A 23695-nucleotide genomic window follows, 5' to 3' on the forward strand; every position below is an offset into this window, starting at 1 on the left:
AGACAGTGATGAGCGACAATCGCTTCAAGGATCATCTCGGCCGCCCGATCGTGGCGGTCACCGGCATGGGTGTTCTCACCTCGCTGGGGCAGGGGCTGACCGATAACTGGGCAGCGCTGACGGCCGGCAAGTCCGGCATTCACAACATCACCCGCTTCCCGACCGAAGGTCTTTCGACCCGAATCAGCGGCACCGTCGATTTTATCGATATCCCGGCGAAAAACGCCGTCGAACGCTCCTATGCATTTGCCCGCGAAACCACCATCGAAGCACTGGCGCAGGCTGGTCTTTCGGGCGATTTCGATGGTCCGCTGTTCCTGGCCGCACCGCCGGTCGAGCCGGAATGGGTCGACCGTTTTGCGCTGGCCGACCGCGCACCGCCGGCCGAGCGTGAAGCCGATGCCTATGACCGTTTCCTCACCGCCATGCGCGAACGTCCCGATCCGGTCTTTCTCGAAGCCGTACAGTTCGGCTCGATCTCCGAGCGTCTCGCTGACCGTTTTGGCACGCGCGGCTTGCCGGTGACGTTGTCCACTGCTTGCGCCTCGGGTGCGACCGCAATTCAGCTCGGGGTCGAGGCGATCCGTCAGGGCCGTACCGACAAGGCGCTTGTGGCGGCGACCGACGGCTCTGTCAGTGCCGAAGCGCTGATCCGCTTCTCGCTGCTTTCGGCGCTTTCCACCCAGAACGATCCGCCGGAAAAGGCTTCCAAGCCGTTTTCCAAGGACCGCGACGGTTTTGTCATCGCCGAAGGTGCGGCAACGCTGGTTCTGGAATCGCTGGAATCCGCCATTGCCCGCGGCGCCAAGGTTCTGGGTGTCGTCAGTGGTCTCGGCGAAAAGGCCGACAGTTTCCACCGCACCCGTTCGTCACCGGATGGCGGCCCGGCGATTGCCACGATCCGTGCAGCGCTTGAGGATGCCGGCATGACCGGCGCCGATATCGGCTACATCAATGCCCATGGCACCTCGACGCCGGAAAACGACAAGATGGAATATGGTTCGATGCTCGCCGTGTTCGGCGATCGTCTGAAGGAAATTCCGCTGTCGTCCAACAAGTCGATGATCGGCCATACGCTGACGGCGGCCGGTGCAGTCGAGGCGGTATTCTCGCTTCAGACCATGCTGACCGGCACGCTGCCGCCGACGATCAACTACAACAACCCCGATCCGACGATCGAGCTGGATGTGGTGCCGAACGTCAAGCGCGATGCACAGGTTTCGGCCGTCATCTCGAACTCGTTCGGCTTCGGTGGGCAGAATGCCAGCCTTGTCTTGACGGCTGAACCGGCTTAGAGACCTTCGTTAATCCCTGTGGAGCGCCGTCTTCGTCCAAAAAGGGCGTGCGGCGCTTCATGCTATTTCCGAGACGCATTGCGTTTTGTGAGCCATCAATGGCTCCTGATGCTTTGCCAAGACGAACGTTTACGCCTCCGGGCGAAGGATATTTGTTATGCGCGCCCTGCAATTGATCGACGACCGCAAGCTTGAAGCCGTGGACATCCCTGAGCCGGAAGCGCCGGGTCCCGGTGAAGTGACGCTGCGCGTCAAGGCGGTTGCGCTCAACCATATCGACGTCTGGGGCTGGCGCGGCATGGCGTTTGCCAAGCGCAAGATGCCGCTGACGATCGGTGCGGAAGCATCCGGCGTCGTCGAGGCCATTGGTCCGGGCGTATCGAACGTTCTGCCGGGTGATCTGGTGGCCATCTACGGTGCGCGCATCTGCGGACGCTGCAAGAACTGCGTCGAAGGCCGTGACAATCTGTGCGAACATGTCGGCGGCGTGCACGGTTTCCATCTCGACGGCTTTGCCCAGGAAAAGATGAACATCCCGGCCCGCCAGCTTGTCCCGGCTCCTCCGGGCATCGATGCGGTGGCCGCTGCCCTTGCTCCTGTCACGTTCGGCACGGTCGAGCACATGCTGTTCGACAACGCAAAACTTCAGTCGGGTGAAACCATTCTCATCCATGCCGGCGGTTCCGGCATCGGTTCGGCAGCCATCCAGCTTGCCAAGAAGATCGGCTGCACGGTCATCACCACCGTTGGTTCCGACGACAAGATCGAGGGCGCCAAGGCGCTCGGTGCCGATCACGTCATCAACTACCGCAAGGATCGCTTCGAAGGCGTCGTGCGCAAGCTGACGAAGAAAAAGGGCGTCGATGTCGTGTTCGAACATGTCGGCAAGGACACGTTTGCCGCCTCGATGTTCTGCCTGAAGCGTGGTGGTCGTCTGGTCACCTGCGGCTCGACCTCCGGCGTTTCGACCGAAGTCAATCTGATGATGCTGTTCCAGCAGCAGCTGAAGCTGCTCGGCTCGTTCGGCTGCCGCATGGAAAACATGGCTGACGCCATGCAGAAGATGGCGCGCGGCATTGTGCATCCCGTGATCGATACGGAAGTCACGTTCGACACGATCGACAAGGCGCTGGAACGCATGGAAAGCCGCCAGGTATTCGGCAAGATCATCCTGAGGATGGATTGATCCGGTGAAGATGGTCATCACCCGGATCGTTCTGTCGCTGATGCATTTTCGGCAGTGGCTGGTGGCGCAGGTCGCCTTCGGTTTTCTTAACCTGCTGAAAATCTTCCCGGCCGATCCGGCCATCAATTTTGCCGACTGGCTGGTGCGCAAGATTGGTCCGCGCACCTTTCGCCACAGGTTGATGATGACCAACCTGAAAAACGCCTATCCCGAAAAGGGCGAGGCGGAGCTTCAGGATATCGCGGCAAGGAGCTGGGGCCATATGGGCCGGCTCGCTGCCGAATATGTCTTTCTCGACCGTCTGTTCGATTTTGATCCTGAGCGAGACGAACCCGGCCGTGTCGAGGTTTCCGGCATTCCTGTCTTCGTAGACCTGCGCGACAATCCGCGTCCGTTCATCGTCTTCACCGCTCATACCGGCAATTTCGAGCTTCTGCCGGTGGCCGGCGCTGCCTTCGGGCAGAAGGTGACGGTGCTTTTCCGGCCGCCGAACAATCCTTACATCGCCGAAAAAGTCTTCTCTTTCCGCTCGGCCCGCATGGGCAAGCTCGTTCCGTCGCATGCCGGTTCGTCGTTTGCCCTGGCGCGCCAGTTGGAAGCGGGTGGCGGTGTCGGCGTTCTCGTCGATCAGAAATTCCAGAAGGGTCTGCAGACGTCCTTCTTCGGGCAGCCGGTGCAGACCAATCCGCTCTTGGCCAAACTGGTGCGCCAGTTCGACGCCGAGGTTTATCCGGCCCGCTGCATCCGCCTGCCGGGCAATCGCTACCGGCTGGAAATCGAACCGCGCATCGACGTGCCGCGTGATGAAAAAGGCAATGTCGACGTGCAGGCGACGGCGCAGATACTCAACGACAAGGTCGAGAGCTGGGCGCGTGAATATCCCGAGCAATGGCTGTGGTATCACGACCGCTGGAACATCAAGAAGTCGCTGAAGCGTCAATAGGCCTATTGTTCGAGAATGGTTTTCAGCGTGTTCAGGTCTTTCTGGACATGCTCGCAGTCGGCCCGGAAAGCCTCATCCGTCGTGCCGGGCAGGTGCAGCACCATGAAGATGACTTCCGCGCCATCGCCGTTTGGCACCACCCTCAATACATTGTGAACCGACTGGCCGTCGGGAAGCGTCACCGTATGGTCGACGACGCCCTCCGTATTGCGGGGTGCGAACCTGACGCGGATGGTGCCGAGCGGCCCGCCATCAGCCAGCCAGTCCTCGCCATCGGGGGTGAAACCGGCGGCAAGGCCTGCCGCCCAGTGGCGCATGTTTTCCGGTCTGTGCGCATAGTCGTAGACGTGGCGCCAATCCCGCTCGATTGCGACATGGACGATCTTTACCGGCATCGTGGTCATGAGGCTCCTCCCGCTCTGGCGGTTAAAAGATAGCGTCGCAGATCAAGGAGGCAATGTTTGCGCGGATGTCTCGCACGCGACATTGGCTGTCATCGAAATTTAATCGTTTCAGGTGCCACCGACCTTGCCGCGGGAACGTTTGAGTGCCAAAACACCTTGCGATTTGTAAATGGAGGCTTCGTCTTGGAACAGGCAGAAATCGGTCTTATCGGTCTTGGAGTCATGGGCTCCAACCTCGCCCTCAACATTGCTGAAAAAGGCAACCGCATCGCGGTCTTCAACCGATCACCGGAAGCAACCCGAAAATTTTTCGCCGAAGCCGGCGATCTGCAGAAGAATATCATTCCTTGCGAAACGCTTGAGGAATTCGTCGCCGCTATCCGTCCGCCACGCCCGATCATCATCATGATCAAGGCCGGTGACCCGGTCGATCAGCAGATGGAACTGCTGAAGCCGTATCTGGCCGATAACGACATCATGATCGATGCCGGCAATGCCAATTTCCGCGACACGATGCGTCGTTTCGACAATCTCAAGGACAGCGGCCTGACCTTTATCGGCATGGGCGTTTCGGGCGGCGAAGAAGGTGCTCGCCACGGGCCGTCGATCATGGTCGGCGGTACCGAAGAGAGCTGGAAGCGCGTCGAAAAGGTGCTGACGTCGATCTCGGCCAAGTTCAACGATGAGCCCTGCGTTGCCTGGCTCGGTGAAAATGGCGCCGGTCACTTCGTCAAGACCATCCACAATGGCATCGAATATGCCGACATGCAGATGATCGCCGAAATCTACGGCATCCTGCGCGACGGCCTGAAGCTTTCGGCGCCCGAGATCGGCCAGGTGTTTGGCAAGTGGAATACCGGTCGTCTGAATTCCTACCTGATCGAAATCTCCGAAAAGGTGCTGATGGCCAATGACCCGATTTCCGGCAAGCCGATGGTGGACGTCATCGTCGACCAGGCTGGCCAGAAGGGTACCGGCAAATGGTCGGTGATCGAGGCCCAGAACATGGGCGTCGCCGCAACCGCGATCGAAGCAGCCGTTGCCGGTCGCATCCTGTCGTCGCAGAAGGCGGAACGTGAAGCCGCCGAAAAGATCCTTGGCCTGCCGAACACGACGGCGATGCCGTCCACGGATGGCATCAGCTTCCTTGACGATCTCGAAAACGCGCTTCTGGCGGCCAAGATCGCGGCTTATGCGCAGGGCTTTGCCGTCATGGCTGCCGCGTCCAAGGAATATGACTGGAGCCTGCCGATGCCGACGATCGCCAAGATCTGGCGCGCCGGCTGCATCATCCGCTCGCAGTTCCTCGACGAGATCACCTCGGCCTTCACCAAGGACCCGGATGTCGCAAACCTCATCGTGACGCCTGCCTTCGCGCAACTGGTCGAAGAAACCGACGCATCGCTGCGTCGTGTCGTCTCGACGGCCATCATGTCCGGTCTGTCGGTTCCGGCTCTGTCGTCGGCTCTGTCCTACTTCGACGCCTATCGTCGTGGTCGTGGCACCGCCAACCTCATCCAGGCGCAGCGCGACTTTTTCGGCGCGCATGGCTTTGACCGCGTCGATGGCCTGGACAAGCACCATGGCCCTTGGGGCAGCGGTCTGGCAGATTTCGCCTGATCAATCTGACATAACGAAAGGCCCGTCTTTAGGCGGGCCTTTCTGCGTCTGCCGGTCGCGGGGACAAGGACGCAAGCGGCGGGTACTGATTTCGGTACTGCGATAGTTACAACAGGAGGATTTCGATATGGCCTGGAAACCGGCTGACAATCGCTACGATACCATGAAATATAACCGCTGCGGACAATCCGGCCTGAAGCTGCCGGCGATCTCGCTCGGTCTCTGGCACAATTTCGGCGATGACACGCCGCGTGAGCGCAAGGTGGCGATCTGCCGTCAGGCATTTGATCTCGGCATCACCCATTTCGATCTCGCCAACAACTATGGTCCGCTGCCGGGCAGCGCCGAGACCGCGTTCGGCCAGATTTTGCGCGAGGACTTTCATGGGTATCGCGATGAGCTGATCATCTCCTCCAAGGCTGGTTACAACATGTGGCCGGGACCGTATGGCGAGTGGGGCAGCCGCAAATATCTGATCTCGTCCTGTGACCAGAGCCTGAAGCGCATGGGGCTGGATTACGTCGATATCTTCTATTCGCACCGCTTCGATCCGGATACGCCGTTGGAAGAAACCTGCGGAGCGCTTGACCATATCGTCCGCTCGGGCAGGGCGCTTTACGTCGGCATCTCGTCCTACAATTCCAAGCGAACCCGCGAGGCGGCAGCCATCCTCAAGCAACTCGGCACGCCGCTGCTCATTCATCAGCCGAGCTATTCGATGATCAATCGCTGGGTCGAGGAAGACAATCTGCTCGATACGCTGGATGATGTCGGCGCCGGCTCCATCGTGTTCTCGCCATTGGCGCAGGGCATGCTGACGTCTAAATATCTCGGCGGCATTCCGGAAGACAGCCGCGCCGCGCAGGGCAAGTCGCTGCGCCCGGCCTTCCTCAACGAGAAGAATGTCGCCAACCTGCAGGCGCTCAATGCCATCGCGGAACGCCGTGGCCAGACGCTGGCGCAGATGGCGATTGCCTGGGTGCTGCGCGGCGGTCGCGTGACGACGGCGCTGATCGGTGCCAGCCGGCCGGAGCAGGTCGTCGATTGCGTGAAGGCGCTCGACAACCCGGATTTCAGCGCGGAGGAACTGGCGGAAATCGACAGCTATGCTCGCGAAGCCGATATCAATCTCTGGGCAAAGTCGGCTGAACTGAAAGCCTGATCATCAAGCCGCCGGTGCCTTTGTGGTGCCGGCGGTTTTTGCATGTTTCGCATCAACTTCGCGCAGCAAGCCATTCTGAATACTTACGAAAATGTAATATTCAGTTCATTTTCGGTTCATCACCTGGCGCCTAGGGTCTCCTCATAGACAACAGAGGATACCATCATGAAAAAGCTTGCAGCCGTTCTGCTTTCCGCCACCTTCATTTTCAGCCCGGTCGCCTTTTCTTCGGTCGCCAATGCTGCCCCGCCAAGCCATAACGACCGCTGGGATCACCGCGACGATCGCCGTGTCGTGACCAAAAAGGTTGTCAGGGAGCGCACTGTCGTCAAGAAGCGCTGGAGCCGCGGTCATCGCCTCAGCCCTGCCGAGCGTCGCCACATGGCCGAGGTTCGCGATTATCGCCGCTACCGCCTGAATGCACCGCCGCGTGGTTATCGCTGGGTTCGTGCCGACAATAACGAATTCCTGCTGATTGGCATCACGTCGGGCCTGATCTCGTCGATCATCGCCGGCCGTTGATATAAGACGACCGGCAGGGAGTGCCTTCTTTCCCTGCCGGTCTAACCGTCTCCACCATGCGCGAGGAGGCGGTATTGTTATGCACTATCAGGCCTTGCCGGACAGGCAGGTCTTCATCGATTCCGCGATGCCGCGCATCAGCTGGAAATAAAGGTCCGGACCTTCCTTCAGCGTCGCTGCTTCCGGATCGAGCGTGCCGGCCTTTGCCGGTGTTCCTTCCAGAACGACATTGACCAGTTTTGGCGTGAACTGCGGCTCGGCAAAGACGCAGGTCGCGCCGAGTTCGGTCACCTTCTTGTGGATCTCGCCGATGCGCTCGGCGCCCGGCAGCGTCTCCGGGCTTACCGTGATCGAGCCGGCCACCTTCACCTCGTACCGCTTTTCGAAATATTGGTAGGCGTCGTGGAAAACGATGAACGGCTTGTCCTTGACCGGTGCGACCGTGGCCTTGATCTCGGCATCCAGTTCGTCCAGCTGGCGCATCAGGCCGGCAGCGTTGTCTTCATATTGCTTGGCATGTTCCGGATCGGCTTCGGCAAGGCGTTTTGCGATCTCACGACCGATCACCTTTGCATTGAGCGGATCGAGCCAGACATGCGCGTCGAAACCACCATGTTCATGGTCGTGATCATGTTCGGCATGGGCTTCGCCCTTGGCATGATCGGCGTTGGCGTGCTCGCCTTCATGCGCGTGGTCGTGACCTTCGGCATGTTCGCCTTCGTGCTCGTGGCCCTCATGGCCGTGGTCATGCGCCTCGAACGGGCCACCTTCACGGAACGGCAGTTTCTGCAGGTCTGGGGAATCCGACAGAGCGACAACGGTCTTGGACCCGGCAAGCGCGTCCAAGGGCTTGTCGAGGAAGGCTTCGAGGTTCGGTCCCATCCAGAAGATCAGATCGGCATTCTGGATGGCACGGGCGTTCGATGGCTTCATCGAATAGGTGTGCGGCGAGGCGGCGCCTTCGACGATCAGCTTCGGTTCGGCGACGCCTTTTATGATGGAGGCAACCAGCGAATGGATCGGCTTGATCGACACGACGACATTCGGGGTTGCGGAGGCAGTCCCGGCCATCAGCAGCGCCATGGAGGCTGCAAAGGTGGCGACGATGGGAGTGGCGACTGCTTTCATGCGGTTCTCCTTGCCCCTCAGGGACAGATTGGTCTGTGTTCGGTGTTGCCGGGCCTTGCGTAAGGCGCCTGGCATAACGATGTAATGTTATTACGTTCGTTGTGTTATTCTATAACGTGTGGCATAGCTGGTGGCAACACAGGACAGGAAGAAATTTATGCTGATGCAGACCGCGGCTCAGGATCGCCAGAAAGGTGACGAACTGGTCACGCTGGCAGGGGCCGGAATACGCCGCAACGGCCGCTGGCTGGTGCGTGGTGTCGATCTTTCCATTCATCGCGGCGAGATCGTCACCCTGATCGGTCCCAACGGTGCCGGCAAATCGACGACTGCGAAGATGGCGATCGGCGTGCTGCGCGCCGATGAGGGAAAGGTCGACCGCAAGGCTTCGCTCACCATCGGTTATGTGCCGCAGAAGCTGGCGATCGACTGGACCATGCCGCTTTCCGTTCGGCGATTGATGCGGCTGACAGCCAAGCTGGACGATGCGAGCCTGATGGCGGCGCTGACCGATGTCGGTATCCCGCATCTGGTTGATGCCGAAGTGCGCCACCTCTCCGGCGGCGAATTCCAGCGGGCGCTGCTGGCGCGGGCGATCGCCCGTAATCCCGACCTGCTGGTTCTCGACGAGCCGGTGCAGGGCGTCGATTTTGCCGGGGAAAGCGCGCTTTACGAACTGATCCGCACCATCCGCAACAAGACAGGCTGTGGCATTCTGCTGATTTCCCACGACCTGCATATGGTGATGGCCGATACCGATACGGTGATCTGCCTCAACGGCCATGTCTGCTGCCGCGGCACGCCTGAGGCCGTGAGCCGCAGCGACGATTATCGTCGGCTGTTCGGCAATGTCGGCGCCGGACTTGCCGTCTACAGTCACCGTCATGACCACACGCATCTGCCGGATGGCCGTGTGCAGCACAAGGATGGATCGGTGACCGATCACTGCCATCCCGATGATGGTCATCATCATGAGCACGCCGGTCATGGTCATGAACATCACGACGATGATCACAGCCATGAACATCAGCATGGCGATCACACGCATGCCGGCGGCAAGGGGCATCATCATGCTTGACGATTTCTTTTTCCGCGCTTTGCTCGCCGGCATCGGATTGGCACTGACGACGGGGCCTCTCGGTTGTTTTGTCGTTTGGCGCCGCATGGCCTATTTTGGCGATACGATCGCGCATTCGGCATTGCTCGGCGTGGCGCTGTCGCTGCTGCTGGACATCAACCTTCTGGTCAGCGTGTTTGGCGTCGCTGTCGTAGTCTCGCTGCTGCTGCTGGTTCTGCAGAAACGCCAGGCGCTGTCCGCCGACGCGCTTCTCGGCATTCTTTCGCATTCGACGCTGGCGATTGGCCTTGTCATGGTTGCCTTCATGAGCTGGGTGCGCATCGATCTGATCGCTTTCCTGTTTGGTGACATTCTGGCGGTGACGCCGGCCGATATCGCACTGATCTGGGGCGGCGGCCTGTTCGTACTCGCGGCCCTCGTGGTCCTGTGGCGTCCGCTGATCGCCTCGACGGTGAGCGCCGATATTGCCGAAGCCGAAGGCCTGAAGCCCGAACGGGCGCGACTGCTGTTCATGCTGTTGATGGCACTCGTCATCGCCATTGCCATGAAGATCGTCGGCATCATGCTGATCACCGCACTGCTGATCATCCCGGCCGCGACGGCACGGCGCTTTTCCTCCGCGCCGGAAGGCATGGCAGTGCTGTCGTCGCTGATCGGCGTCATCGCCGTGGTGGGCGGCTTGTTCGGGTCGCTGACCTATGACACACCGTCCGGACCATCGATCGTGGTCGCGGCGCTCATCCTCTTCATCCTCAGCCTTTTGCCGGGCAGGGCTAAAAACCTCGCCGATGGCGGCACGACATCCGGAGGTCGCTCATGAATACGCCGACACTGACCAAAAACCAGACTCTGGTACTGGACGTGCTGACGCGTTCCGAGGCGCCGGTCAGCGCCTATACCATTTTGGACAAGCTGCGCGACCAGGGTTTTCGCGCACCTTTGCAAGTCTACCGGGCGCTCGACAAGCTGATCGAAATGGGCATTGCCCATCGGCTAGAAAGCCTCAACTCATTTGTCGCCTGCGCGCATGCCAATGAGAGCTGCTGCGGGCATGGCCACGGCCATGGTCACCACGGCACCGTGGCCTTTGCGATCTGCGAGAGCTGCGGGCAGGTGAACGAGTTTCACGATCACGCCATCGACGACCGCCTCAACGGCTGGGCAAAGGACCGCAAGTTCAAGCCCTCCAAAACGACGATCGAGATCCGCGGGCTTTGCGAAGCCTGCATGCACTGATCGTCAGGCGGCGCGATCTGCCAGGATGGTGCGGTTACGGCCGTGACGCTTGGCCTGATAGAGCGCCTTGTCGGCCGCTTCCACAAGTTCACCGGCGGCACTGCCATCGTGGCGTGGTGTGGCCGAGGCAAGGCCTATGCTGACCGTGACGTAGCCATTGCCATCCGGCCGGCCGTGCGAGAGACCAAGCTGGCTCATGGCGCGGTGAATGCGGCTGGCGGCGGTTTCCGCCTGTATCGTCTCCGTGTGGCGCAGCAGGACGGCAAATTCCTCGCCACCGAGACGCGCCGGCAAGTCATTGTCGCCGCGCGTCTGGCCCTCAATGGCGCGCGCCACCTGCTGAAGACAGGCGTCGCCGGCAGGATGACCAAATGAGTCGTTGTAGCGCTTGAAGAAATCCACATCGATGACGAGAAGCGACATGGTCTCGCCGGAGACAAGGGCTTCCGTCCATGCCGACTGCAGGAATTGTTCAAAGCGACGACGGTTGGCGATGCCGGTCAGCGCATCGGTGTATGAATAGGCGTTGAGCTGTTCGTTGATACGGCGGACTTCCTGTGCGTTGAGGCGTTCGCGCAGCATCAGCAGATAGGCGTGGCGCAGATTGCCTTCCAGCCGGTAGTTGGCCACCAGCGTGATGACGCCCATCGCTGCCATGTAATAAACCGGCAGGTTGCGTTCGCTCCAATTGAGATCGGGTGTGGCATGCAGGAAAAACGCAGTAACGACGCAACAGCCGACCGTGGTGGCCAGCGCTGCATTGAAGCCAATGTGCAGGACGATATTGGCGCCGATAACGATCAGGCCGAAACTGAAGGCGCTGTAATGCGCCTCATCCGATGTGGCGATGTAGAGAAGATAATTCGAGCCGAGGGCAATCAGGATGGCGCAGCAGGTGAGAACCGAATCGCGGATCCATTGCGGCGGGCTGCGGCGCAGCCAGAACAGCGCCGCAAGGCAGATTGGCGTGACGAAGCAGAGCCTGATCAGCGCGGACATGCCGAGAATTTCCGGTCTGGTAATAGCGTCGATAACGATAAAACCGTTGAAGAACACCAGAGCGAACAGACCGGCGACGATAGTCTGACGATTGCGGTCGGCGGCGGTGTCCGTCTGGAACACGGCTTCCACCACCGGATCGAAGCTGAGCGGCCGGTTCTTGCGGGCAAGATGTCGACCGACGCGATCCAGAAGGGCGGTCGTGTTCTGCTGTGGCTGTTCAGGTGTATCGTTCATCGGTGTCCATGGCGGTCGCGCGAAGGCACGGCGGGCGTCACTACATGCGTCGATGGTAATATACGATATGTGTGAAGCAAAGGCTTCATGTCAGCGTGAACGAGTGGTTAAACTGTTCTCAAAGCGGACGCAGGTCTGCGGCAAAACGATGCCAGTTTTTCACGTAGTTGTCGGCGGAAACCGTCAGCCTGGCGATGGCGTCCGCGTCGAGCGTGCGGATGGCGCGGGCGGGCGAACCGACGATCAGGGAGCCGTCGGGAAACTCCTTGCCTTCCGTCACCAGTGCATTGGCGCCGACGAGGCAGTTGTTGCCGATCCTTGCGCCGTTGAGAATGGTGGCGCCCATGCCGATCAGGGAATTGTCGCCGATCGTGCAGCCGTGAATGATGGCATGGTGGCCGATCGTGCAGCCGGTGCCGATCGTTGCGGGATAGCCCATGTCGGTATGGAGCATGGCGCCTTCCTGAATGTTTGTGCGCGCGCCGACCGAAATCAGTTCGTTATCGCCGCGCAGCACCGCGCCGAACCAGATGCCGACATCTTCGCCCAGTGAAACCTTGCCGATGACATGTGCGTCCGGTGCCAACCAGTAACGGTCATCGTCGGGTGTCTTCGGTTGAAAATCTCCCAGGGCGTAAAGCGGCATGCTGGTTCTCCACAAAGGGGGCTTTAAACGACGGTCAGTTCCAGACGACCGACACCGGCCGCTTCGCAGACCACCTTGTCGCCCTTGACGACGGCACCGACGCCGGCCGGGGTGCCGGTCATGATGATATCGCCGGCGGCCAGTTCGAACTGTTTCGACAGTTCGGCGATGATTTCCGGCAGCTTCCAGATCATCTGGTTCATGTCGCCGTTCTGCTTGCGGTCGCCGTTGACCTCCAGCCAGATGGCGCCTTCCTGCGGATGACCGACCTTTGCCACCGGCAGCAGCGCCGAAACGGGAGCGGACTTTTCAAATGCCTTGGCGACTTCCCAGGAACGGCCGGCCTTCTTCATCTGGTCCTGCAGGTCGCGGCGGGTGAAATCGATGCCGACACCGTAACCATAGACGCAATCAAGCGCGTCCTGCGCATCGATATCACTGCCGCCGGCTTTCAGGGCCATGACGAGTTCGACCTCGAAGTGGACGTTGGATGACAGCGGCGGGTAAGGAAAAGTTTCGCCGTTATAGACGTTGTCAGCATTCTTCTGGAAAAAGAACGGGGCTTCGCGCGATGGGTCGTGGCCCATTTCGATGGCGTGGTCGGCATAGTTGCGACCGACGCAATAGACGCGGCGAACGGGGAATTTGTCAGACGTGCCTTCGACTTCGAGGAGGACGGGGGCGGGCATGGGGATGACGGTTGCGGTCATGAAAAAGTCCTCCTGTAAAAACAAATCGCCTTCTGGAAAGGCCAAGCCTTTGTTCCGCAAATTTCCACGCAATCATAGCCTTTTTTCGCGACAGGTGGACTGAACTGGCCAAAGTTTTTCGTTTGCTGTATGAGCGGCCGCATATCTCAAAGGACTTGCCATGTATGCTGACGCGCTGAAGCGTGGCGAAAAGATTTTCGCCGTTGCGCCCATGATCGACTGGACCGATTCGAGGTGCCGGTACCTTCACCGGCAGATGTCGAAGCGTGCTCTGCTTTACACCGAAATGGTGGTGGCGGATGCGATCATTCACGGCAATCGTGACCGGCTGCTGGGCTATTCGGCAGAAGAGCATCCGGTGGCGCTGCAGCTTGGTGGATCCGATCCGGCAAAGCTCGTCGAAGCCGTGCGCATCGCCGCCGATTACGGTTATGACGAGATCAATCTCAATGTCGGCTGTCCGTCCGACCGCGTCCAGTCGGGTACTTTTGGCGCGTGCCTGATGCGCGATGCCGGCCATGTGGCCTCTTTGATCGAGGCGATGAAGGCTGTGGCGACCGTGCCGGTAACGGTGAAATGCCGGATCGGCATTGATGATCAGGAGCCGGAAACCGTGCTGCCCGACTTTCTGGCGCGCATGATCGGGGCAGGTGCGGATGCCATCTGGATCCATGCCCGCAAGGCGTGGCTGCAGGGGCTTTCGCCGAAAGAAAACCGCGATATTCCGCCGCTCGATTACGATCTCGTGCACCGCATGAAGCGCGAAAACCCGGATGTGTTTCTCGGCATCAATGGCGGCATCATCGATCTGGAGCAGGCGGCAGATCATCTGGCGGTGATGGATGGCGTGATGCTGGGGCGTGCCGCCTATCACAACACCGGTCTGCTGGCCGGTGTGGATGCGATGATTGGGGGTTCGAGTCCCGGAGGGACTAACACCACAGATGTCGACTGGTTGGCGCTGCGTGACACGATGATGGCCTATGCCGATGATGTGATGGCGTCGGGCGGACGCCTGAACCATGTCACGCGGCATATGGTCGGCCTCTTTCAGGGCTTTGCGGGTGCGCGACGCTTCCGTCAGATCCTGTCGTCGGATGCAACGAAGCCGGGAGCCACGACGGCGGTGATCGAGGCTGCCTTTGCCGCTGTCGATCTGGAGGCCGGGCCGAAACGGCAGGCCGTCGCTGCCGAATAGAACCTCATGGCATGGTTTTGATGCCGGGCAGCGGTGTCGGCTTCGCCTTCATCTCGATCGGCGGTGCGCCGGGTGGGTTGACCAGCGCGAGAATGAGCTGGTGCACCGCGCCACCCGGCGACAGTTCCACCGCGTCGAAATCACGGCCGCGCTGACGCTGCTCGTCTGAAAATTCCTTGAGTTTCGCCTGCAGCACCTCGCGCACCCTGGTGCATTTCGGATCGTTTTCCGCCGTCAGGCCGATGCTGAAGGTTTCGATCTTTTCGACCATCTCGAGAATATGCTGGCCGTGGACGCGTTCGTGTTTTTCCACGCCTTCGATGAAATCCGTCCAGCGGGTTTTGGTGTCTGCCGGCAGCGAGGACGGACCTTTGGGGAGGGTATAGGTTATGGTGAGGCTAGGGCGCGCCACGGCGAGCGTGCAGGCACCATTCGGCTGCGGGCGATAATCGCGAGTCCAGAGCAGCTTGAAGGTTGTGTGGGCGATCGCCTGTCCGACACCGGCGGCCGGGCCACGTTCGCCGATCGACTGGTAGAGCTCGATGCCGGTCTTGCCGGTGACGGCATAGGTCCTGACCTGTTCGGCCGGTTTCCAGCTTCGAGTGCTTTGGGCGTGTGAAAGCGCGGGCAGCGCCAAAAAGGAAGCGAGAGCGATAGCCGTACGGGAGGTGATGATCGACATGGTTTTGTGTCGCTTGGCTTGGCGCCGCTGTCAACGGGGTTGGATGGTCTCCGTTGAGAGGACAGGCTCGTCTCTCGGCGATCCTTGCTTGTCAAATTCAGCGGTTTTAGCCAACGACTGTGGTTCGTCGGTGAAAGCTGTGTCAGGCCGCGACGGCCGACTTTGCTGTGTCTCGGCGCGCGCTCAATCCTTCGCCACCGTCATCAGCATGTCCCACATGTCGGCGCCGGTTTCGAAAACGGAGGCATTGGCGGCAAATTGCGTTTCGGCCTGCAGCACGTCGAGCATGTCGCCGGTGAGATCGCTGTCATGGCCGGGCGTGGAGGCGTTGGCGATGCCGTGGGCAGCGGTGGAAAGCCGCTCCGTCTGGGTCTGCATACCGTAAAGCGAAGTGTTCAGCGCCGCCGTGATCGTCATTGTCAAATTCCCAGCCTGATGGACGAAACCTTTATGCTGCGGGGCATCTCAAGGAAGGATGAAGGGGCAGGGTTAAGGCAGGCCTTGATGGCATGCCCAGATGTACCGTTTCGGGATCAGCGGATATGAAAAGGCCCGCCGGAAGCGGGCCTCATGGTCAGTGTGTCTCGGAAGAGAGATCAGGCTTTGGCGCTGCCGCGGCGATGGATGGCGCGGGCGGCGAAAAAGCCGCCAACCAGCGCCAGCACCACGGACATGGTGACGTTCTTGACGCCATTATCCTTGGTGATGGCGCGAACCTGTACCGAACCCGGCTGCGGGGCGGCCGGGGCGCTGCCGCCACCGATCAACAGGGCGCTTGCGAAAAACACGACAACGGCGACGGCCGCGCCGCCGAGAAGGGCGCGCGGGTTCTTGAACAGGCTGGTGCTCACTGGGGTATTTCCTCTTGCATGCTTTTGATTATCGAAAGCCGACCACGCTCACGCGATGCGAAGAACGGGACACGTGGACGACCGCAGGCGCGACATAGGTCACGATGCAGAGCGGGCAATGAAAAGATTGGGATTTTTGCGAAATAGGGGAAATTTCCCCTGAGGTGCGCGCATTGTCTGAAGTGCGTTACAGACAGCCAGATCGACTTGCCGCGTGAACAGCATCTCGCGCGTTTTTTGAAATATTCAATTGCTCATCGACTGGCGTTTGAGCGCGTCGCGATGTTTGGTGTCAATTGACTGTACTCAGGCGCAGCAAGGTAATAACCGTGCGGCGAGGCCTTATTTGGATGCGGTACGCTTTTTCGCCTTGGGTGCGGCTGCGTGTTTGGCAGCGGCTTCTTCCTCGGTCTGCGCGAGGCGCATGGCGCGCAATTTTTCGGTTTTCTTCTCGCGTGCAGTCACTTCGGCATCGAGAATGTCGCGCACCACGGAATTGGTCTGCGCTGCTTTCTGCTGGGCGGAGAGTTTTGCCGGCTTGAGGATCTGGTCTTTTGTCTCAGTCATGCCGTTCTCCCGGTTTCGTGCCTGAAGCGATGATCCGCCGGTACGATGGATGTGGGCGCGCGGCGGAAAGCCGCGCGGCGCACAATCGACTTTATCCGCGAGCAGGAGCGCGCGCGATAACTTTCTTCTTCGGGGCCGGCAGAAGACCTTCGCGCTGGGCCTGCTTGCGGGCCAGCTTGCGGGAACGACGAATAGCCTCAGCCTTTTCGCGAGCGCGCTTTTCCGAAGGCTTCTCAAAAGCCTGGCGAGCCTTCATTTCGCGGAATACGCCTTCGCGCTGCAGCTTCTTCTTGAGCACGCGCAGTGCCTGTTCGACGTTGTTGTCCCTGACGAGTACTTGCAACAAATTCTCCTTTATGCAGCGGCTTTGCCGCCTGTGCCTGGTTTCGGTGCCGTCAATTCGGCAATCACGTACGACTGGGATCAGTCGATACCCCATGCAAGCGAAAAACAAAAGGCCGGGAATGACCCCGACCTCTCATAATCAACATTACCGCGTGCGTGCCGGTCGAGCCGTGTCACGCGGTTTGATGACAAAACTCAGGCAGCCTGCAGGTTGTCGGCCGAGCTCTTGCCCGAACGCTTGTCCTGAACGATTTCGTAAGAGATCTTCTGACCATCGTTGAGGGTGCGCAGACCAGCGCGCTCAACGGCAGAGATGTGTACGAATACGTCCTGGCCGCCGTTGTCAGGCTGAATGAAGCCAAAGCCCTTGGTGCTGTTGAACCACTTTACGGTACCGGTGTTCATAACGATTTCCTTTCAATCGCTGTAGATTGCCGGCCCTAATATCAAGACCGGCGGCGCATCGACTATGAGAGGAGATCGGAAAGAGCCGGTAGGCTTCGGACGAGTCGCTAGCAGAGTACGATTGAAACCCAAAATAGAGGTTTCCAGAAAGGAGACAAGGGCAGTAAGGAAATAATTATACGAGAAGTTGAGTCTGTTACAATTCAGGGTGATGACGGCTTTTTCCGGGCAGGTTTTCCCGTTTTGAGGCTTGTTCGAATGTAAAAAATGAAAAAAGGCCCGCGCGGGGCGGGCCTTTCGTTGGTGTTGACGCTATCGCGGTTATTCCGCGGCTTCCGCGTAATCTTCCAGCGGCGGGCAGGAGCAGATCAGGTTGCGGTCGCCATAAACGTTGTCGACGCGGTTGACCGGGGACCAGTACTTGTCCACCCGGAACGCGCCCGGCGGGTAGCAGGCCTGTTCGCGGGAGTAAGGACGATCCCATTCGCCGACGAGGTCTTCCACCGTATGCGGAGCGTTCTTCAGCGGGTTGTTCACCTTGTCCATCCGGCCTTCCTCGATGGCGCGGGCCTCCTCGCGGATCGCCAGCATCGCATCGCAGAAACGGTCGAGTTCGGCCTTGGTTTCCGATTCGGTCGGCTCGACCATCAGCGTGCCGGCAACCGGGAAGCTCATGGTCGGCGCATGGAAACCGCAGTCGATCAGGCGCTTGGCGATATCGTCCACCGAAACGCCGGCCGAGACGTTGAGCGGGCGGGTGTCGAGGATGCATTCATGCGCCACGCGGCCGGCTTCCGACTTGTAGAGCACGTCGTAGGCACCCTTGAGACGGGCCGCGATATAGTTGGCGTTGAGGATCGCCACCTTGGTTGCCTGCGTCAAACCTTCGCCGCCCATCATCAGGGTGTAGGACCAGGAGATCGGCAGGATCGACGGCGAGCCGAACGGGGCAGCCGAGACAGCACCTTCACGGCCATCCCACTGCAGGTGACCCGGAAGATGTGCCGCCAGGTGCGCCTTGACGCCGATCGGGCCCATGCCGGGACCGCCGCCGCCATGCGGGATGCAGAAGGTCTTGTGCAGGTTGAGGTGCGACACGTCGGAGCCGATGTCGCCGGGGCGGGCAAGGCCGACCATGGCGTTCATGTTGGCGCCGTCGAGATAGACCTGACCGCCGTGGGTGTGGGTGATCTCGCAGATTTCCTTGACCGTTTCCTCGAACACGCCGTGCGTGGACGGGTAGGTGATCATGCAGCACGACAGGTTTGCCGCGTGCTGTTCAGCCTTGGCGCGGAAATCTTCGAGGTCGATATCGCCGTTTTCACGCACCTTCACGACCACGACCTTCATGCCGACCATCTGCGCCGAGGCCGGGTTGGTGCCGTGCGCGGAGGTGGGGATGAGGCAGACGTCGCGATGCGCATCACCATTGGCGATGTGGTAGTTGCGGATGGTGAGCAGGCCCGCATACTCGCCCTGCGCGCCGGAATTCGGCTGCATGGAGAAGGCGTCGTAACCGGTGATCTGGCACAGTTTTGCCGACAGATCGTCGATCATTTCCTTGTAGCCCAAGGCCTGATCCTGCGGAACGAACGGATGGATATCCGAAAATTCCGGCCAGGTGATCGGCAGCATCTCCGCGGTGGCGTTCAGCTTCATCGTGCAGGAACCAAGCGGGATCATCGACCGGTCGAGCGCGAGGTCGCGGTCCGACAGGCGGCGGATGTAGCGGGTCATCTCGCTTTCGGCGCGGTTCATGTGGAAAATCGGATGGGTCATGTAATCCGATTTTCTCAAGAGATCCTTCGGCAGGCGGTAGTCGACCTCGAAATCGGACACCTTGAAGTCACCGCCGAATGCGCGCCAGACGGCTTCGAGCGTGACCGGACGGGTGCGCTCGTCGAGCGACATGCCGACCTTGGTCTCGCCGATCTTGCGCAGGTTGACGCCTTCCGCGACGGCGGCACGCAGGATCAGGCCCTGCATGTGGCCGACTTCGACCGTGATCGTGTCGAAGAAGTTTTCAGGTTCTATTCGGTAGCCGAGCTTTTCCAGGCCCTTGGCCATCAGCACGGCCTTCTTGTGGACAGCCTGCGCAATCGCCTTCAGGCCCTGCGGACCGTGGAAGACGCCGTACATCGAGGCCATGACGGCGAGCAGGACCTGCGCCGTGCAGATGTTCGACGTCGCCTTTTCGCGGCGGATATGCTGTTCGCGGGTCTGAAGAGACAGGCGATAGGCGCGGTTGCCACGGGCATCGACCGAGACGCCGACCAGGCGGCCGGGCATGGCGCGCTTGTGGGCATCCTTGACCGACATATAGGCGGCGTGCGGGCCGCCGTAACCGACCGGAACGCCAAAGCGCTGGGTAGTGCCGATGGCGATATCGGCGCCCATTTCGCCGGGCGATTTCAGCAGCGTCAGCGCCAGAAGGTCGGCGGCGACGGCGGCGACCGCACCGGTCTGGTGAAGGCGGGCGATCAGGCCGGAGAAATCACGGACATGGCCCTGCGTGCCCGGATACTGGAAGATCGCGCCAAAAACGTCGACCGGGTCGAGATCGGTCATCGGATCGCCGATCACAACCGACCAGCCGAGCGGCTTTGCGCGGGTTTCGATAAGGGCAATCGTCTGCGGATGGCAGGCGGCATCGACGAAGAAGGCGGTCGCCTTGGATTTTGCCTGACGCTGGCAGAGCGCCATGGCTTCGGCGGCTGCGGTCGCTTCATCGAGCAGCGAGGCATTGGCGACGTCGAGACCGGTCAGGTCGCAGATCATCGTCTGGAAGTTCAAAAGGGCTTCGAGGCGGCCTTGAGAAATTTCCGGCTGGTACGGCGTATAGGCCGTGTACCATGCCGGGTTTTCCAGAATGTTGCGCTGGATGACCGGCGGGGTGACGGTGCCGTAATAACCCTGCCCGATCAGCGAGGTGAGGACCTGGTTCTTGTTGGCGGTCTCGCGCAGCTTGTCGAGTGCTTCACGCTCAGTAAGGGCGGCACCCCAGGCGAGCGGGGTCTGCTGGCGGATGGAGGCCGGAACCGTTGCTTCGATCAGCCCGTCGAGCGACTTGTAGCCGATGACTTTCAGCATCGCTGCCATTTCGGACGGCGAGGGGCCGATATGGCGACGGTTTGCAAAATCGTACGGATCGTAATCCGTGAAGTGGAAATCGGTGCTGTCGTTCATCCGATGAGGTCCTTGTAGGCGGCTTCGTCCATCAGGCTGTCGATATCGGAGACGTTCTTGAGCTTGAGCTTGAAGAACCATGCGGAGCCTTCAGGCTCGGAATTGACCAGCGACGGATCATCGACGATCGCCTGGTTGACTTCGACGACTTCGCCATCGAGCGGCGAATACACGTCGGAGGCGGCCTTGACGCTTTCGACGGTGGCGGCATTGCCGTCCTTGGTGAGTTCGGCGCCCACTTCCGGCAGTTCAACGAATACGAGATCGCCGAGCTGGTCGGCGGCGTGCTGGGTGATGCCGACGGTGGCGACATCGCCTTCGAGTTTCAGCCATTCGTGTTCGGCGGTAAATTTCAGCATTGGGAGGACCTCTCTGGAAGGGAATGGGTGATTGTTGTTGTATTGGAGTGGGGGGAAAGTCCCCCTCTGGCCTGCCGGCCATCTCCCCCACAAGGGGGGAGAAAAATCGTGGCGCCCCTCTGCGCCCAATCAAGGCGTCGCGGGAATTGCGAGGTGAATTGTCGTGCTCGCCGCTGGCCGCTGGTTCTCTCCCCCCTCGTGGGGGAGATGGCCGGCAGGCCAGAGGGGGTATGGTCAGGCACGACCGTCATGTTACCGCTTGTATGTCGGCGTGATGAACGGCAGCGTGGCCACTGTCATCGCCAGATATTTGCCGCGAACCTCGGCATAAACCGTGGTGCCGGCAGCGATATGCGACACCGGAAGGTAGCCCATGGCGACCGGGCCTTCGACGGTCGGGCCAAAGGTGCCCGAGGTGACTTCGCCGAGTTCGGTCTGGCCTTCGGCATCCGCATAAAGCTTGGCATGCGAACGCACCGGAGCCTTGCCTTCCGGCTTCAGGCCGACGCGGCGGCGGCTGGCGCCGTTGGCCAGTTCGCACAAGATGCGCTCTGCGCCCGGAAAGCCGCCTTCACGGTCGCCGCCGGCCTTGCGGGCCTTTTGCAACGCCCATTCGAGCGAGGCTTCGATCGGCGAGGTGGTGGTGTCGATGTCGTTTCCGTAGAGACACAAGCCGGCTTCGAGGCGAAGACTGTCACGCGCGCCGAGGCCGATGGCTTCGCAATCCGGGTGTTCGAGCAGGGCGTTGGCCACCTCGACGGCATGCGCTTCCGGCACGGAAATCTCAAAACCGTCCTCACCGGAATAACCGGAGCGGGAGATGATGCAGGGCACGTCGTGCAGCGGCACTTCCACCACATCCATGAACTTCATGGCCGACACGCCGGCCCAGAGTTCGGCCAGAACCGCTTCGGCCCGCGGGCCCTGCAGGGCGATCAAAGCACGGTCATCGAGGAGCGTCACGTCGCAACTGGTCAGGTTCGCCTTCATATGGGCGACGTCCTGATCCTTGCAGGCGGCGTTGACGACGACCAGCAGATGATCGCCGCGATTGGTGATCATCAGGTCATCGAGAATGCCGCCGTTTTCATCGGTGAAGAAGCCGTAACGCTGGCGACCTTCCTTTAAACCGAGAATATCGACCGGAACCAGCTTTTCGAGCGCAAGTGCTGCATCGGTGTAAACGCCGGACTTGGCCTTCACGATGACCTGGCCCATGTGGGAGACGTCGAACAGGCCGGCGGCAGCGCGGGTGTGAAGGTGTTCCTTCATGACGCCCAGCGGATACTGGACGGGCATGTCGTAACCGGCAAACGGCACCATTTTTGCGCCGAGCGAGACATGCAATGCATGCAGCGGGGTGATGTTCAGAACTGCTTGATCGTCCAAAAAAGACGCCTCCAGGTTTTTGGGTGCGCCTGAAAACAGGTCGCACGCCGGCTCAGATCAGGGCGCGGTTCCGCGCCGGTTTCGAGCCCCCTCTGTCCTTTTCGCCTGAGATTGTTATCCCTTCGGCGAGCCCCCGGTTAAACGGTTGCTTCTCTCCAGAGTTCCTGCAGTCTTCCCGTGGTCCTTTTGCCTGAGAGTTTCCGGGGCGGTTGCTCCTTCGGCTCCGCACTGAAGCGGTTTCTCCCTACGGGTCGATCGGCATTATCGATGAAGCCATAGGCTTGGCAAGTGGCAAAGGTCGCAACGAGCGAATTATTTGTCGCGGTGCGATAACATTTCCACGGAGTGGAACATTTCGGCGGTCGCAGGCATTGAGGCCAAATTGCTGCTCAACTGATTTCAGAAGGGGAATTCCATGCCACGTTTCCTGACCGTTCCGGCCATCCTGACTGCCGCCATCGTCTTGCCGGCCTTGTTGCCGGTAAAAGCGCAGGCCGCCGATATGATGCGCTGGCAGGAGCCGCCGCGCACGAAAACCGTTCGCCCGCACAAGCAGCGACATGTGGTGCGCACGAGCTATCGCGAGGCTTACGGCTATGAGTGCGAGTATCTGCGCATCGACTACAGGGAAGGGCGGCGCGAGATCGTGCGCAATTGTCACCGGCCGGTGTTTTGAGGCGGGCCGAGTTTCGTCTCTTTCTTCATCCTCGCCCGTGTGGCGGGGATGAAAGGTAGGCAAAAAACGTTCTACTCGTCCAGTTCGCGGTAGGCGGCAGCGACATGTTCGTAGGTTGTTTGCTGTTGCTGCGGCGGGCGATCCGAGATCATCACGTCCACGGAAATATTGGCGGCAGGGATCAGGCCCGGTTCCTCGATTTCACCCACATTCTGGGCGCGGCGCAGGTTACGGTCGGCATCCTTCTGAGTGCGCCTGACCTGTTCCTTGGAGCCGACGTGATGGATCACGCGCACATTTTCCAGCGCATAAGCGGCAAAATTGGCATTGACTGGCACGACGGTGGACATGACGCTTGAACTCCCTGTGGGTGAAAACGTATGCTCGACCTCTTGGTTCCCCATTAAGCGGTGATATCGCATTTTAGCGAATCCCCGCTTTTCTAGTGTTTTATCAGGATTTTGACGTGAATTCCATGCTTCTCGTGGCCGTTGGTGGTGCCGTCGGTTCGGTGTTCCGATACCTTGTCGGATTATGGGCCGTACGTCTGTTCGGTCCGGCCTTTCCGTGGGGCACGCTGGCGATCAATGTTGCCGGATCGTTTGCCATCGGTCTTTTTCTGGAAATGATCCTGCGCCGTTTCGGCGGCTCGGCGGAAATGCGGCTTCTGCTGATGACCGGGCTCTGCGGTGGTTTTACCACCTTCTCCTCCTTCTCGCTGGATTTCGTCGGACTGGTGGAACGCGGCGCCATGCCGATGGCATTGGTATATGTGGCGGCGAGTGTGATCCTGTCGATTGGTGCGACATTTCTGGGTCTGTTCATCGGCCGCATGGCGTTTTGAACGGGCCTGAAGTCGATTTGCACTTCC

The 23695-nt window shown here is 60.2% G+C and carries 27 protein-coding genes and 2 riboswitches; of the genes, 12 read left to right on the forward strand and 15 right to left on the reverse strand.

All coding sequences use genetic code 11. The features are described from left to right. The first annotated feature begins 8 nt into the window (after positions 1-8). From EDF70_RS05435 to EDF70_RS05445, 3 genes are all read left to right on the forward strand, one after another. The gene (locus EDF70_RS05435; protein WP_132272278.1) at positions 9-1295 is read left to right on the forward strand and encodes a beta-ketoacyl-ACP synthase; all 1287 of its coding nucleotides are present in this window, start codon (positions 9-11) and stop codon (positions 1293-1295) included. Positions 1296-1452: 157 nt separating this feature from the next. Then, on the forward strand, positions 1453-2481 hold the full coding sequence (locus EDF70_RS05440) for a zinc-binding dehydrogenase (protein ID WP_132272279.1): 1029 nt from the start codon (positions 1453-1455) through the stop codon (positions 2479-2481). Positions 2482-2485: 4 nt separating this feature from the next. Then, entirely contained in the window at positions 2486-3424 is a 939-nt protein-coding gene (locus tag EDF70_RS05445) for a lipid A biosynthesis lauroyl acyltransferase (protein WP_132272280.1), read from the forward strand. Positions 3425-3426: 2 nt separating this feature from the next. On the opposite strand, the gene EDF70_RS05450 is transcribed toward EDF70_RS05445, so the two are convergent. After that, positions 3427-3828: an SRPBCC family protein gene (locus EDF70_RS05450; RefSeq protein WP_132272281.1), complete on the reverse strand. Its 402-nt coding sequence runs from the start codon at positions 3826-3828 to the stop codon at positions 3427-3429. 183 nt (positions 3829-4011) lie between these two features. Here EDF70_RS05450 and gndA point away from each other — a divergent pair, with 183 nt between their 5' ends. From gndA to EDF70_RS05465, 3 genes are all read left to right on the forward strand, one after another. Further along, positions 4012-5448, forward strand: coding sequence for an NADP-dependent phosphogluconate dehydrogenase (gene gndA / locus EDF70_RS05455; RefSeq protein WP_132272282.1), 1437 nt, complete (start codon positions 4012-4014; stop codon positions 5446-5448). Between the two features lie 127 nt (positions 5449-5575). After that, complete coding sequence (gene mgrA, locus EDF70_RS05460; RefSeq protein ID WP_132272283.1) at positions 5576-6610, forward strand: L-glyceraldehyde 3-phosphate reductase; 1035 nt, start codon at positions 5576-5578, stop codon at positions 6608-6610. Positions 6611-6775: 165 nt separating this feature from the next. After that, positions 6776-7132, forward strand: a complete 357-nt coding sequence (locus EDF70_RS05465) for an RcnB family protein (RefSeq protein WP_132272284.1) — start codon at positions 6776-6778, stop codon at positions 7130-7132. A gap of 87 nt (positions 7133-7219) precedes the next feature. On the opposite strand, the gene znuA is transcribed toward EDF70_RS05465, so the two are convergent. Continuing rightward, a complete protein-coding gene (gene znuA / locus EDF70_RS05470) occupies positions 7220-8260 on the reverse strand; it encodes a zinc ABC transporter substrate-binding protein ZnuA (protein WP_132272285.1) in 1041 nt (346 codons plus the stop codon). A gap of 163 nt (positions 8261-8423) precedes the next feature. Between znuA and EDF70_RS05475 the strand changes: the two genes are divergently transcribed. From EDF70_RS05475 to EDF70_RS05485, 3 genes are read left to right on the forward strand one after another with little or no spacing between them, the layout of a single operon-like run. After that, positions 8424-9338: a metal ABC transporter ATP-binding protein gene (locus EDF70_RS05475; protein ID WP_132272580.1), complete on the forward strand. Its 915-nt coding sequence runs from the start codon at positions 8424-8426 to the stop codon at positions 9336-9338. Then, positions 9331-10158 carry a zinc ABC transporter permease subunit ZnuB gene (znuB, locus tag EDF70_RS05480; protein ID WP_132272579.1) on the forward strand — a complete coding sequence of 276 codons (828 nt, stop codon included), beginning with the start codon at positions 9331-9333 and terminating at the stop codon, positions 10156-10158. Before EDF70_RS05475 ends, znuB begins: the two co-directional genes overlap by 8 nt. Next, on the forward strand, positions 10155-10574 hold the full coding sequence (locus EDF70_RS05485) for a Fur family transcriptional regulator (RefSeq protein ID WP_132272286.1): 420 nt from the start codon (positions 10155-10157) through the stop codon (positions 10572-10574). The genes znuB and EDF70_RS05485 overlap by 4 nt, the downstream gene beginning before the upstream one ends. Before the next feature lie 3 nt (positions 10575-10577). Here the strand turns inward: EDF70_RS05485 and EDF70_RS05490 are convergent, their stop codons facing one another. From EDF70_RS05490 to EDF70_RS05500, 3 genes are all read right to left on the reverse strand, one after another. Then, the gene (locus EDF70_RS05490) at positions 10578-11810 is read right to left on the reverse strand and encodes a GGDEF domain-containing protein (protein WP_132272287.1); all 1233 of its coding nucleotides are present in this window, start codon (positions 11808-11810) and stop codon (positions 10578-10580) included. Between the two features lie 118 nt (positions 11811-11928). Continuing rightward, positions 11929-12456: a gamma carbonic anhydrase family protein gene (locus tag EDF70_RS05495; RefSeq protein WP_132272288.1), complete on the reverse strand. Its 528-nt coding sequence runs from the start codon at positions 12454-12456 to the stop codon at positions 11929-11931. Between the two features lie 23 nt (positions 12457-12479). Further along, positions 12480-13166: a fumarylacetoacetate hydrolase family protein gene (locus tag EDF70_RS05500; RefSeq protein WP_132272289.1), complete on the reverse strand. Its 687-nt coding sequence runs from the start codon at positions 13164-13166 to the stop codon at positions 12480-12482. A gap of 160 nt (positions 13167-13326) precedes the next feature. Here EDF70_RS05500 and dusA point away from each other — a divergent pair, with 160 nt between their 5' ends. Continuing rightward, positions 13327-14364, forward strand: coding sequence for a tRNA dihydrouridine(20/20a) synthase DusA (gene dusA / locus EDF70_RS05505; RefSeq protein WP_132272290.1), 1038 nt, complete (start codon positions 13327-13329; stop codon positions 14362-14364). 4 nt (positions 14365-14368) lie between these two features. Here dusA and EDF70_RS05510 read toward each other — a convergent pair whose 3' ends face one another. The 9 genes from EDF70_RS05510 to gcvT form a co-directional block, all read right to left on the reverse strand. Continuing rightward, entirely contained in the window at positions 14369-15046 is a 678-nt protein-coding gene (locus EDF70_RS05510) for a DUF922 domain-containing protein (protein WP_132272291.1), read from the reverse strand. A gap of 183 nt (positions 15047-15229) precedes the next feature. Beyond that, positions 15230-15463, reverse strand: a complete 234-nt coding sequence (locus EDF70_RS05515; protein ID WP_132272292.1) for a hypothetical protein — start codon at positions 15461-15463, stop codon at positions 15230-15232. Between the two features lie 179 nt (positions 15464-15642). Next, positions 15643-15897, reverse strand: coding sequence for a hypothetical protein (locus tag EDF70_RS05520; RefSeq protein WP_132272293.1), 255 nt, complete (start codon positions 15895-15897; stop codon positions 15643-15645). A 342-nt stretch (positions 15898-16239) separates the two neighbouring features. Further along, the gene (locus tag EDF70_RS05525; RefSeq protein WP_132272294.1) at positions 16240-16464 is read right to left on the reverse strand and encodes a hypothetical protein; all 225 of its coding nucleotides are present in this window, start codon (positions 16462-16464) and stop codon (positions 16240-16242) included. 91 nt (positions 16465-16555) lie between these two features. Next, on the reverse strand, positions 16556-16807 hold the full coding sequence (rpsU, locus tag EDF70_RS05530) for a 30S ribosomal protein S21 (protein WP_132272295.1): 252 nt from the start codon (positions 16805-16807) through the stop codon (positions 16556-16558). 197 nt (positions 16808-17004) lie between these two features. Next, a complete protein-coding gene (locus EDF70_RS05535) occupies positions 17005-17214 on the reverse strand; it encodes a cold-shock protein (RefSeq protein ID WP_132272296.1) in 210 nt (69 codons plus the stop codon). Between the two features lie 321 nt (positions 17215-17535). Continuing rightward, a complete protein-coding gene (gene gcvP, locus EDF70_RS05540; RefSeq protein ID WP_132272297.1) occupies positions 17536-20400 on the reverse strand; it encodes an aminomethyl-transferring glycine dehydrogenase in 2865 nt (954 codons plus the stop codon). Beyond that, positions 20397-20759 carry a glycine cleavage system protein GcvH gene (gene gcvH, locus EDF70_RS05545; RefSeq protein ID WP_132272298.1) on the reverse strand — a complete coding sequence of 121 codons (363 nt, stop codon included), beginning with the start codon at positions 20757-20759 and terminating at the stop codon, positions 20397-20399. Before gcvH ends, gcvP begins: the two co-directional genes overlap by 4 nt. A gap of 252 nt (positions 20760-21011) precedes the next feature. After that, on the reverse strand, positions 21012-22148 hold the full coding sequence (gene gcvT, locus EDF70_RS05555; protein ID WP_132272299.1) for a glycine cleavage system aminomethyltransferase GcvT: 1137 nt from the start codon (positions 22146-22148) through the stop codon (positions 21012-21014). 82 nt (positions 22149-22230) lie between these two features. Next, positions 22231-22317, reverse strand: a riboswitch (glycine riboswitch). Next, positions 22318-22404: riboswitch (glycine riboswitch) on the reverse strand. A gap of 159 nt (positions 22405-22563) precedes the next feature. Here gcvT and EDF70_RS05560 point away from each other — a divergent pair. After that, positions 22564-22824, forward strand: a complete 261-nt coding sequence (locus EDF70_RS05560) for a hypothetical protein (protein WP_132272300.1) — start codon at positions 22564-22566, stop codon at positions 22822-22824. Between the two features lie 71 nt (positions 22825-22895). Here EDF70_RS05560 and EDF70_RS05565 read toward each other — a convergent pair whose 3' ends face one another. Beyond that, a complete protein-coding gene (locus EDF70_RS05565; protein ID WP_132272301.1) occupies positions 22896-23174 on the reverse strand; it encodes a hypothetical protein in 279 nt (92 codons plus the stop codon). Between the two features lie 116 nt (positions 23175-23290). On the opposite strand from EDF70_RS05565, the gene crcB reads away from it, so the two are divergent. Beyond that, complete coding sequence (gene crcB, locus EDF70_RS05570) at positions 23291-23668, forward strand: fluoride efflux transporter CrcB (RefSeq protein WP_132272302.1); 378 nt, start codon at positions 23291-23293, stop codon at positions 23666-23668. Positions 23669-23695: the final 27 nt, after the last annotated feature.

The sequence above is a fragment of the Neorhizobium sp. JUb45 genome (assembly GCF_004343585.1).
Classification (GTDB): domain Bacteria; phylum Pseudomonadota; class Alphaproteobacteria; order Rhizobiales; family Rhizobiaceae; genus Neorhizobium.